A 12,141-nucleotide genomic window follows, 5' to 3' on the forward strand; every position below is an offset into this window, starting at 1 on the left:
TGAAGATTACATTTTAATGCTGAATTTAGCCCTTTAATTATTAAATGAATTTTTTATATAAACGACTGGAAACTACATGACGACTGAGAGTCTCAATCACAACTTAAAAGAAGAAAATGAAGGTATAAGCTTAAGAGAGATTATTCTTAAGATTCGGGATTTGTATCGCTATCTTTTAGTGAATTGGATTAAAATCATACTCGCTATTCTATTGGGGGCTGCTATAGGGCTTGTTTATACCTATTTAAAAAAGACAACCTATACTGCAGCGAGTACTTTTGTTCTTGAAGATGGTGGTGGTAGTGGTGGTGGTTTAGGTCAATATGCTGGTATAGCATCAATGGTTGGAATTGATGTTGGAGCTGGTGGAGGAGGCATCTTTCAAGGCGATAATATTATCGAGCTTTACAAATCAAGAACCATGATAGAGGAAACATTGCTTAGCCCTTCTAAGCGTGACTCGAATATTCTTTTAATAGATTCCTACATAAATTTTAATCATTTGAGAGATCGCTGGAAAAATAAGCCCGATCTTAGTGCAATACAGTTTAAAGTTTCCGCAGGATCGAGATTTTCCAGACTTCAGGATAGTATTCTGGGCGATGTAGTTAATAACATAAATAAGTATTATCTCTCAGTTGCAAAACTAGATAAAAAACTGAGTATCATTAAAGTTATCGTGAGTGCTCCGAACGAGTCATTTGCGAAAGATTTTAATGATCAGATTGTTAAAAACGTAAACGATTTTTATGTTAGGACTAAGACAAAAAAATCGATGGAAAATGTTGCGATTCTCCAGCAAAAAACCGATTCAGTAAGAGGAGTTATGAATGGCGCGATATATTCAGCTGCTGTTGTTGCAGATGCTACACCGAATTTAAACCCCACAAGGCAAGTTCAACGAAGCGTTCCAATACAACGCTCTCAATTTTCGATAGAAACGAATAAAACTGTTTTAGGTGAATTGGTTAAAAACCTTGAACTATCAAAAATCTCCTTGAGAAAAGAAACACCATTAATACAAATTGTTGATGAACCTATTTTTCCTCTTGATAATGATAAACCCAGTAGAGTAAAGTTTATTGTTTTAGGAGGAATGGCATTTGGACTTCTAGCAGCTATTTATCTGCTTTTGGCAAAGGCGATTAAAGATCTATTGAAAGACTAGATAACTATATTACTGCATATATTAAATATTAAAAATGATTTTAAAATCTTCCATCAATCAAATTAATAATAAGGTATACACCATTCCTGAAGTTATTGATGATAAATCGGGAATTGATGAATTTCTTCAAAAAAACAAAGGAAAGAAAGTTGTTGTTGTTCAGGGACTTGGTTTTGTTGGCGCAGTAATGTCGTTAATAGTAGCTAATGCTCTAACGGAAGAGTATGCTGTTATTGGTATCGATTTAGCCTCGGAACAGTCTTATTGGAAAATCTGTGCAATAAACGAAGGCGTTTTCCCAATTATTTCATCTGACAACAAAGTCAAAGAATTTTTTGACAGATCTCAGAAAAAAGAGAATTTGTACGCAACTTATGACCCCTACGCATATACAAAAGCAGATGTTGTTATCGTTGATATAAATTTAGATGTTCAAAAGGAAACGGATGAATTTGATAATAGCCTAAAGGGTTATGAAGTAAATCTGAATGCTTTTAAAAGTGGAATTCATGCGATTGCCAAATCCTGCAAATCTGATGTGCTGGTATTGGTTGAAACAACAGTGCCTCCTGGTACGTGTTTGAATATTGTTAAGCCAATATTTGATGAAGAGCTGAGTAAGAGAGGACTCGATTTAAATTATAAATTGGGTCATTCTTACGAAAGGGTAATGCCTGGACCTAACTATATCGATTCTATTCAAAATTTTTATAGGGTCTATTCTGGTATAGATGATAAAAGCGCATTGGCAACGGAAGAATTTCTTCGTACAATTATCAGTACGGATAATTACCCCCTTACGCGACTGAATTCTACGACTGCAACAGAAATGGCTAAGGTGATGGAGAATTCATTCAGGGCTATGAATATTGCATTTATTCAGGAATGGACAGAGTTCGCCGAAGATTCCAAAGTGAACCTACAGGAGGTGATAAAAGCAATTAAGATGAGACCTACTCATAATAATATGATGTTCCCTGGTTTAGGTGTTGGCGGATACTGCCTAACTAAAGATCCTTTATTGGCAAGCTGGTCATCTAAAAATATATTTAATATTCAAGGATTGCCCCAAAGTGAGACTGCTGTTCGCATTAATGATTTAATGCCAAACCACTCATTTAGAAAGCTATCTTTATTGTTTGATCAGAACCTTAAAGGCAAACAGATCTTGTTATTAGGACTTTCCTATTTGAGTAATGTTGGGGATACAAGGTATAGTCCTGTTGAAGTTCTTTACAACCGTCTTCAGGCGGAAGAAGCTGTCTTGTTTATTCATGATCCTTATATTGCTTTCTGGGAAGAGAAAAAAGTACAGGTTGAGACTGACCTTCTTAAATTAATGGATAGGAATTATGATGCAATCGTATTTTGTACCGGGCACAGTATTTATTCAAATAATAAAGATTTGGATAATTGGATTGCTGGGCTGGATAATAAAGTTATATACGATAGCAATCTGATCCTATCCGAACGTCAAATTAAACTCTATAGTAAAAATAACAAATTGAAAATCGTTGGAAGAGGCGATCTTTAGTAAATTAAGATATATGAAAAAAGTACTATTAATCGGAGGAGCCGGATTTATTGGCTTCAATATCACAAAGTTCCTTGCTGAAAACAGAAATTATGAAATCACAGTTGCTGATAATTTCTTTAGAGGTAAGATGGATGTACTATTAACTGACTTGGTTGATAAATATAAAATAAGAGTAGTTAATGCAGATTTCACAAACGCAGCCTCATTTGATCAGCTAGATAAAGATTATGATCAGGTGTATATGCTGGCTGCAGTAGTTGGCGTAAAGTATACTGAAGAAATACCAAATGAGCTAATTCGTATAAATGCCTTTCTTGCATTAAATACTTTAGAGTGGTTAAAAACCGCTCAATGTAAGAAAGTGGTATTTACGTCTACAAGTGAGTGCTATGCGGGTACGATAGAGGCCTTTGATTATCAGGTCCCTACTCCTGAGTCTGTACCGTTATGTATTGACGATATTACTCATCCCCGTTTTACTTACGCAGTTACAAAAATGCTGGGAGAGTCGGGTTTTATGAATTATTCGAAGGTTTTTGGATTTGAATGTACAATCGTTCGTTACCATAATGTATACGGACCAAGAATGGGCTTTAAACACGTTATTCCGCAAGTTACTCAGAGATTCCTGAAGAAAGAAGATCCTTTTAAGATCTATGGTTATGACCAGACCCGATCGTTTAACTATATCGATGATGCTGTAAATGGGACTGTATTGGCGATGGAAACTCCAGACGTGAGTGGTGAAATTTTCCATATTGGAGATATGACTGATGAACTTAAAATTGAAGAACTAATTAAGTATATCGGTGAATTGATGGACTATAAAGGAACTTATGAGTATGAGTCTGCACCATCAGGTTCAGTATCGAGAAGATGTCCGGATATTTCTAAAGCTCAGAAAATGTTAGGATATGATCCTAAGACTTCCTGGAAAGTTGGTGTTAAAAACACTATAGAATGGTATGTAAACTATATTAATACTGGTGGAGATGTCTTTGAATAATTTTATCCCTCTGAGTATCCCTAACCTAAGTGGTAAGGAACTACAATATGTAACTGAAGCTCTGACTGACGGTTGGGTTTCTTCTGTCGGCCCTCATGTGGACAAATTTGAGAAAGAATTTGCTGCTTATAATGGATCATCATATGCAATAGCTTGTATGAATGGGACTGCAGCAATACATGTTTCGCTGATTATTTGCGGTGTTAAGCCTAATGATGAGGTTTTGGCGCCAAATCTTACCTTTGTTGCACCGTTGAATGCGATTAGTTATTGTGGGGCTTTTCCTGTGTTATTGGACTCAGATTGGTCTACTTTTGGAATCGATGTTGATAAACTTGAAAGCTTTCTGAAAAATGAAACCTTCGAAAAGGATGGGTTTACTTATAATAAGACTAGTAAAAGGAGAATTAAAGCTATAATACCAATGCATTCATTGGGTTATTCTGTAGAAATGGATCCTCTGATGTTGTTATGTGAAAAATACAACATTGATGTGATTGAGGACGCAACTGAAAGCTTGGGTACTGAATACAAAGGAAAAAAAACCGGAAATTCTGGGAAGCTGGGATGCTTTAGTTTTAATGGGAATAAAATCATGACCACTGGAGGTGGTGGAATGATCGTTACTAACAATTCTGAGTATGCAAAGCTGGCAAAACACCTGACAACTACAGCTAAAACTGATCCTATTGAATATGATCATGATAGTGTAGGATATAACTATAGATTGGTGAATGTGCTTGCAGCCATCGGCTTAGGGCAATTGGAGCAAATGGATGATTTTGTCAGGATTAAAAGGGCGAATCTATTGAAGTATAAATCTAAAATTGACATTTTGGATGGGTTATCTATTCACACTGAGCCTAAAAATACAACCTCTAATTATTGGATGTACTCTTTAGTTCTTGAGAAAGGGTATAAACATACTGTAAGACAGTTAGTTGATATTTTCTCAGAGAATAAAATCCAGACAAGGCCGATATGGAAGCTGATGAATAGTCTCCCTATGTATGCCTCTTGTCAATCCTATCATTGTGATATTTCTCTTGAAATTTATAATCAGGTTTTATCTATTCCATGCTCAACGAGCTTAACTGATGCGGATATTGATAGAGTTGTAAATGTTTTAAAATCTTTATAATGAATCAGGTTTTAATCATCGCGGAAGCAGGAGTAAATCATAATGGTTCTCTGGATACTGCAAAAAAACTAATTGAAGTAGCGGCGGCATCAAAGGTCGATTATGTGAAGTTTCAAACTTTTAAAACAAGTAAATTGGTAACCAAGGCAGCAGTAAAAGCCGATTACCAGCAAGCGAATACCAAAACTGATGATTCACAATTTGAAATGCTTCAAAAACTTGAGTTATCAGAGCAGGATCATTATGCATTGATCGAACATTGCAAAGTTCATAATGTGAAATTTTTGTCAACCGCATTTGATTTAGATAGTTTAGACTTCTTAAATAAACTGGGAATGGATTTGTTTAAAATCCCTTCGGGTGAAATCACAAATCTGCCGTATTTAAAAGCTATAGGCAGATTAAAGAAGAAAGTTATTGTCTCTACCGGTATGTGTTTTATGGAGGAGATTGAGGATGCAATTGGAGTGCTTGTTAAAGAAGGAACGCCAAAGGAAGATATTACCGTTTTACATTGCAATACGGAATACCCAACGCCATATGAAGATGTTAATATTCTTGCAATGAATGCGATATCCAGAAAATTGGGCGTGTCGGTAGGTTACTCTGATCATACTCAGGGAATCGAGGTTCCAATTGCTGCTGTAGCCTTAGGTGCAACGGTAATTGAGAAACATTTTACGCTCGATCATCAGATGGAGGGCCCAGATCATTTAGCCTCTCTGGAACCAGATGACCTTAAAAATATGGTTAGTTGCATAAGGAATATAGAAAAATCACTTGGATCAGAGGAGAAGAAACCAAGTAATTCTGAAGTTAAGAATATTGCAATCGCGCGTAAAAGCATTCACTTATCAAAGAATTTAGATGCCGGCCATATTCTGACTCAGGATGATCTTGTCATGAAAAGACCAGGTGATGGTATTTCCCCTATGCGTATGGATGACATAATTGGTAAAAAGCTCCAAAATACTTTTCCTGAAGATTATAAACTCGATTTTAACGATTTGGTATGAGAATAGCATTGATTAGTTGCGGTAGGTCTGATTATAGCATCTATTATCCATTAATGAAGGCTATTCAGGCAGAAAAAATGTTTGAATTAAACATAATTGCTTTTGGTACCCATGTTTCAAGTTTTTATGGACATACGATCGACGAGTTTTATAAAGATGGTTTTGAAGTAAATTACAAACTTGAATCATTGATACTGGGAGACAGTCAGGAAGCCATTGCAACATCTATGGGCTTGACTACCATGAAATTTGCAGCGATATGGGCAAAAGAAAAGTATGACCTTGTGATGGTGTTGGGCGATCGGTTTGAGATGTTTGCTGCAATCTCAGCAGTTGTTCCTTTTAACATTCCTGTTGCACATCTTCATGGAGGTGAAACTACTCTGGGAGCAATTGATGATCGTTTCAGACATGCGATCACAGCGATGTCGACATATCATTTTACCTCAACCGAAGGACATCGGCAGCGGGTTATTGCGATTACTAATGATGACCAGCATGTTTATAATGTAGGTGCCCTGGCATTGGATAATATTAGGCAAATGGAGCTGTTTGATAAAGATGCATTTCTTGAAAAATATCAGATTGATTTAAATAAACCTACCTATTTATCTACATATCATCCGGAAACAGTTTCATTGGATAAAAATATAGCATACATTGAGACACTTTTTGAAGTTTTTAAATCGAGCAGTGATAAGCAGATTGTAATTACTATGCCTAATGCTGACACCATGGGAAGTCAGATTAGAAAAAGAATTCTTGAATTAAGTGCTGGCCGCACTAACGTAATACCAGTAGAGAATTTGGGTATAAAAGGATATTATTCCTGCATGAAATATTCAGAACTTTTAATTGGAAACACTTCCAGTGGAATTATAGAGGCTGCTTCATTTGGTAAATATGTTATTAACTTAGGTGACCGTCAAAAAGGACGGGAAGCTGGTGATAATGTATTCCATACTGAGGTAAAATATGAGACGATAATGAATGTACTTGAGACTATTTCTAAGCTGCCCTTAAGGAACAGTTATAATATTTATGGAACAGGTGAGACTACAAGCAAGATCATTAGCATCTTAAAAGAATTGAATTAATAATGGAAAAAGAGATTGTTTTAATGGGGTATTCTGGTCATGCATACGTGATCGCTGATATTCTATCAGAATGTGGTACACCCGCCAAATTCTATTGTGATGGCAATGAAAAACAAGATAATCCTTTTGACCTGATTTTTTTAGGGCCTGAAAGAGCAGCCTTAGAATCACTTAGGAATAAAGCTTGCTTTGTTGCAATTGGTGAAAATAAAATCAGAAGGAAAATCATAGAGTTTCTCATTAGTGAGAACATCGAAATCGTTAACGCTATTCACCCTTTAGCTTACCTGTCTAAGAAGTCTGTTATTGGGAAAGGAGTAATGTTGAGTGTCGGAGCCAAAATTAATGCATGCGCAGAGCTTGGAACTGGTGTAATCTGTAATACAGGATCTGTTGTTGAACATGAGTGTAAAATAGGTGATTATGTTCATATTGCACCTGGAGTAGTAATTTGCGGTAATGTGTATATTGGTGAAAATAGTTTTATCGGGGCTAATACAGTTATAAAGCAAGGTGTAAAGATTGGTTCCAACGTAACTATTGGAGCAGGTTCAGTTGTACTTAATGATGTGGAAGACAGTTTGACGGTTGTGGGTAATCCAATTAGAGTTATTTAACAGTTATGAGTGATAAAAATATAGGTAGCTATATCATCAGTAAGGAAGCGTCAGCCCGGGAAGCATTGGCTTATATTGAAGGTCTTAGCAAAGTTGATGCAGTTCTTTTTGTTATTGAGACTGACAGTAAGTTGGTTGGGTCATTAACTGACGGAGATATTCGGAGAGGGCTTTTGAACGGATTGGAAATTTCTCAGCCCATTCATTTGTTTATGAATCCAAATTTCAAATATTTAAAGCAAACGAAAAACAATATAGAGGAGATCAAAGCGTATAAAAAAGCTGAAATAAATCTGATTCCTTTGATTGATGAAGATTTTAGACTGTTAGAAATACTTGATCTAAAGCACATTAAGACTGTGCTTCCATTGGCTGCTTTAATTATGGCTGGGGGTAAGGGAGAACGTTTAAAACCGCTAACCACAAATACCCCAAAACCTATGCTAAAAGTAGGAGATAAACCAATTATTGAGCACAATATTGATCGCCTGATTTCATTCGGAATCAAAGATATCTATATTAGTGTAAAGTATCTGAAAGATCAGATTATCGATTATTTTGGAGATGGAAGTTCAAAAGGAGTTAATATTAGGTATATTGAGGAAACAGATGCGCTGGGAACTTTAGGAGCTTTGGCTTTAATTAATGAAATAGAATATGAAGATATACTCGTTCTGAATTCCGATATTCTCACAAATATAGATTACGAAGATTTTTATAGCTATTATAAACAGCATGAAGCCACTATGGCTTTGGCCAGTATTCCCTACCATGTGAATATTCCGTATGCTGTGTTAGAAACGAATGAACATAGGGTATCGGCATTTACTGAGAAGCCCAGCTATATCTACTATTCGAATGGTGGGATTTATATTCTTAAATTTAGTTTGAAGACCTGGTTTGAAAAAGGAACTTTTTTTAACGCCACTGATTTAATGGATAAGATTATTTCAGATAAAACATATTGTTTAGCCCATTACCCCTTGTTGAGTTACTGGCTTGACATTGGAAAACATCAGGATTACACAAAAGCGCAGGAAGACATTAAACATATTAATTTTTAAGGTTATTATGAAGACTTTATATATAATTCCTGCCAGGGGAGGGTCTAAAGGAATACCAAAGAAGAATATCAAACCCTTAGCCGGAAAACCATTGATTCAATATAGCATTGATCGTGTTCGGGAAGTTGCTGATGAATCCGATATCTGTGTATCGACAGATAGTGATGAAATTATTGAGGTAGTGAATAATTATAACCTGGAAGTGCCTTTTAAAAGACCTGAGTATCTTTCTGATGACAAATCGGGAACATATGAAGTCTTATTGCATGCTTTAGATTTTTATAAACAAAAGAATGTAGTCTATGATACGGTTATGATTGTACAACCTACATCTCCATTCCGTCTTCGCAATCATTTTTTAGAAGTATTGGATTTGTATCATGAAAATCTGGACATGGTAGTTTCTGTTGGTAAATCACATCAGAATCCATATTTTACTTTATTTGAAGAAAATAAAGATGGACTCCTGGAAAAATCAAAGGATGGGGATTATAAAACAAGACAAGAATGTCCTTCCGTTTATTTTTATAATGGATCTCTATATTTGATTAATGTGAACTCTTTGTATCAGAATCCAATAAATCAATTTAAACGGGTAAGGAAATACCTTATGGAAGAAAAGTACTCCGTGGATATTGACACGCCTTTGGATTGGTCCATTTGCGAAACCATGATTAGTCAAGGTTATATAAATTTTTAATATAAGCTATTAATAAAGCCGTTTTACCCATTTGGGAGAGGTTTCATAAGACATTGAAATGAAAACAATAAGAATTATACCCCGGTTGGATATTAAGGGGCCCAACCTTGTAAAAGGCATCCATATGGAAGGTCTGAGAGTTTTAGGAAAACCTGCGGATTTTGCTAAATATTATTATGAGAATGGTGCTGATGAACTGATGTTCATGGATGTGGTGGCTTCTTTGTATGAAAGAAATAGTTTACATGATATTATTTCTGAAACTGCCAAAAGTATATTTATTCCAATCACTGTTGGCGGTGGTCTCAGATCGATCTCCGACATTAAAGAAGTACTCAGAGCAGGTGCGGATAAGGTTTGCTTAAATACGGCTGTTATTAATAATCCTGAGCTGATCAGGGAGGCTTCAAGGATGTTTGGTTCATCAACTATTGTTGTTGCTATTGAAGCCATTAAAGAAAGCAATGGTCAATATCTGGCTTATACTGACAATGGAAGAGAGCATACCGGCGTAGATGTTTTTGAATGGGCTCAAAAAGTCAATGATCTTGGAGCCGGAGAACTGGTAATTACCTCGGTGGATAGAGAAGGAACGGGAGAAGGATTTGATCTTGATCTTGTTTCGCGAATTAGTGCTTTGGTAACTATCCCGGTAATTGCTCATGGGGGAGCTGGTAATAAAAACCATGTCTCAGAAGTAATTACAAAAGCTGGTGCAGACGCTGTTGCAATATCGTCTTTATTACACTACCACTTTATCAAAGAAAATTCTTCATCCGTTCATAGTAACGAGGGAAATTCTGAATTTTTAAAACAAAAAAGAAGTTATCACACTTTTCAGGACTGTAAGATTGCAGAGGTGAAACAATGTTTAATTGACAATGGAATAGAATGCAGGATATGATAAATAATAATTTAAAAAAAGTAACCATTATAGATTATCACTTAGGCAATTTGTTTAGTGTAAAGCAGGCTTGTGATACTGTTGGGATCAATGCAATAATTAGTTCAAAAGCAGAAGATATAGAGAATGCTGATGCTTTGATCTTACCTGGAGTAGGTGCATTCATAGAGGCTATGGATAATTTGGCAGATCTAAACCTTATTGAAACGATAAAAAAGGCTGCTGCAGAAAAAAAACCGATATTTGGAATCTGCCTTGGCCTCCAGCTGCTGTTCACTAAAAGTGAGGAATTCGGCACAGGAGAGGGGCTGGATCTCGTTCCTGGTACTATTAGGAAGTTTCCTGCAGATCTGGATGATAGAAAGGTAAAGGTTCCGCAAATCGCCTGGAATTCAATTTATGAATTTGAAAAGAAGTGGAGCGATACACCATTAATGGATGTAGTGAATAACGAATTTATGTACTTTGTTCATTCCTATTATGTAGACCCATCAAATGATATGGATATCTTAACAAAAACAAACTATGATGGGATAGAATATTGTTCAGCTATCAGTAAAGATAATATCTTTGCAACTCAGTTTCATCCAGAGAAAAGTACACTTAAAGGATTATCAATATATAAAAATTGGGCCACCCTAAATAATTTAATATAATGGAGGATAAAAAACAATTGGAAGCTTACTATGGTCTTCCGCAAGAAGTTAAGTTCTGTAAGAAATGTGTGATGTCTAATCAACGTCCTGCATCAACAATAGAATTTAAGCATACTAAAGATAGTAAAAAAACGACCATGAACTTTGATGAACATGGGGTTTGTGATGCTTGTAGAACTGCTGAAGCAAAAGAAAGAATCGATTGGCATAAAAGAGAAGAAGAACTACTTCAGCTCTTGGACAAGCATAGAAGTAAGGACGGTAGTTATGATTGTCTTGTACCTGGAAGTGGTGGAAAAGACAGTGCTTATCAGGCCCATGTCTTAAAATACAAGTACGGAATGAATCCGTTGACATGTACCTGGCCTCCGATCTTGTATACAGATTATGGCTATAAGAATTTTCACAACTGGCTGGACTCCGGTTTCGATAACATCTCTTTCAATCGAAATGGTAAGGTCATGAAATTATTAACCAAGCTATCTATTGAAAATTTATATCATCCATTTCAGACCTTCATCCTTGGGCAGAAGAACCTGGCACCAAAAATTGCTGCACGTTACGGTATTCCATTGATTTTTTATGGAGAAAACGAAGCTGAGTATGGAAATCCAATTGCAGACAATGCAACATCTTTAAGAGACAAATCATATTATAGTTATAAAAATCTGGATGAAATTTTTCTTGGAGGGGTTTCTATTCGTGAACTCAGAGAAAAATATAATGTTCCGTTGAACGATTTATTATCTTTTCTTCCGGCGGATGCCACTGAATTGGAGAAATCTAACGTAGAAATCCATTACTTAGGCTATTACCTTAAATGGACTCCTCAGGAAGTATATTATTATGCAGTGGAAAATACTGGATTTAAGGCACGCCCTTTTAGAACTCAAGGGACTTACAGTAAGTATAATAGTATCGATGACAAAATTGATGATCTACACTACTTCACTACTTATACTAAGTTCGGAATAGGTAGAGCTACTTATGATGCTGCCCAGGAAATCAGAAACAGTCATATTACAAGAGAAGAAGGGGTTGCTTTAGTCAAACGATTCGATGGAGAGTTTCCTGATCGCTATTTTAACGAAATCATGGAATATCTTGACATTGATCCTGATTACTTCCGCAATGAATTGGCTGACAGGTTCCGCTCTCCTCACCTATGGGGTAAGGATGAAAAAGGCGATTGGAAATTAAGACATAATGTAGCTGGTACTGGCATTGAGGACTAG

Annotated in this window: 12 protein-coding genes; all 12 read left to right on the top strand. The window is 36.0% G+C overall.

Annotated features, from left to right (window positions below; translation table 11 throughout):
- Window positions 1–76: 76 nt before the first annotated feature.
- From BUC20_RS32920 to BUC20_RS32975, 12 genes are read left to right on the top strand one after another with little or no spacing between them, the layout of a single operon-like run.
- Window positions 77–1,168 (top strand): Wzz/FepE/Etk N-terminal domain-containing protein, encoded by a 1,092-nt coding sequence (locus tag BUC20_RS32920; RefSeq protein ID WP_073238995.1) that lies wholly within the window; start codon window positions 77–79, stop codon window positions 1,166–1,168.
- 34 nt (window positions 1,169–1,202) lie between these two features.
- Entirely contained in the window at window positions 1,203–2,702 is a 1,500-nt protein-coding gene (locus BUC20_RS32925; protein ID WP_084529509.1) for a nucleotide sugar dehydrogenase, read from the top strand.
- Window positions 2,703–2,715: 13 nt separating this feature from the next.
- Window positions 2,716–3,711 (top strand): NAD-dependent epimerase/dehydratase family protein, encoded by a 996-nt coding sequence (locus BUC20_RS32930; protein WP_073238997.1) that lies wholly within the window; start codon window positions 2,716–2,718, stop codon window positions 3,709–3,711.
- Window positions 3,698–4,852 (top strand): LegC family aminotransferase, encoded by a 1,155-nt coding sequence (locus BUC20_RS32935; protein WP_073238999.1) that lies wholly within the window; start codon window positions 3,698–3,700, stop codon window positions 4,850–4,852. The genes BUC20_RS32930 and BUC20_RS32935 overlap by 14 nt, the downstream gene beginning before the upstream one ends.
- Complete coding sequence (gene neuB, locus BUC20_RS32940; protein WP_073239001.1) at window positions 4,852–5,868, top strand: N-acetylneuraminate synthase; 1,017 nt, start codon at window positions 4,852–4,854, stop codon at window positions 5,866–5,868. The genes BUC20_RS32935 and neuB overlap by 1 nt, the downstream gene beginning before the upstream one ends.
- A complete protein-coding gene (gene neuC / locus BUC20_RS32945) occupies window positions 5,865–6,965 on the top strand; it encodes a UDP-N-acetylglucosamine 2-epimerase (RefSeq protein ID WP_073239003.1) in 1,101 nt (366 codons plus the stop codon). Before neuB ends, neuC begins: the two co-directional genes overlap by 4 nt.
- 2 nt (window positions 6,966–6,967) lie before the next feature.
- Window positions 6,968–7,582: an acetyltransferase gene (locus tag BUC20_RS32950; protein ID WP_073239004.1), complete on the top strand. Its 615-nt coding sequence runs from the start codon at window positions 6,968–6,970 to the stop codon at window positions 7,580–7,582.
- A gap of 5 nt (window positions 7,583–7,587) precedes the next feature.
- The gene (locus tag BUC20_RS32955; protein ID WP_073239006.1) at window positions 7,588–8,646 is read left to right on the top strand and encodes a nucleotidyltransferase family protein; all 1,059 of its coding nucleotides are present in this window, start codon (window positions 7,588–7,590) and stop codon (window positions 8,644–8,646) included.
- Window positions 8,647–8,653: 7 nt separating this feature from the next.
- The gene (locus BUC20_RS32960; protein WP_073239008.1) at window positions 8,654–9,346 is read left to right on the top strand and encodes an acylneuraminate cytidylyltransferase family protein; all 693 of its coding nucleotides are present in this window, start codon (window positions 8,654–8,656) and stop codon (window positions 9,344–9,346) included.
- Between the two features lie 58 nt (window positions 9,347–9,404).
- Window positions 9,405–10,250 carry an imidazole glycerol phosphate synthase subunit HisF gene (gene hisF, locus BUC20_RS32965; protein ID WP_073239010.1) on the top strand — a complete coding sequence of 282 codons (846 nt, stop codon included), beginning with the start codon at window positions 9,405–9,407 and terminating at the stop codon, window positions 10,248–10,250.
- Complete coding sequence (hisH, locus tag BUC20_RS32970) at window positions 10,247–10,906, top strand: imidazole glycerol phosphate synthase subunit HisH (protein ID WP_073239099.1); 660 nt, start codon at window positions 10,247–10,249, stop codon at window positions 10,904–10,906. The genes hisF and hisH overlap by 4 nt, the downstream gene beginning before the upstream one ends.
- Complete coding sequence (locus BUC20_RS32975) at window positions 10,906–12,141, top strand: N-acetyl sugar amidotransferase (RefSeq protein WP_073239012.1); 1,236 nt, start codon at window positions 10,906–10,908, stop codon at window positions 12,139–12,141. The genes hisH and BUC20_RS32975 overlap by 1 nt, the downstream gene beginning before the upstream one ends.

The sequence above is a fragment of the Pedobacter caeni genome, from assembly GCF_900129215.1.
Classification (GTDB): Bacteria; Bacteroidota; Bacteroidia; order Sphingobacteriales; family Sphingobacteriaceae; genus Pedobacter; species Pedobacter caeni.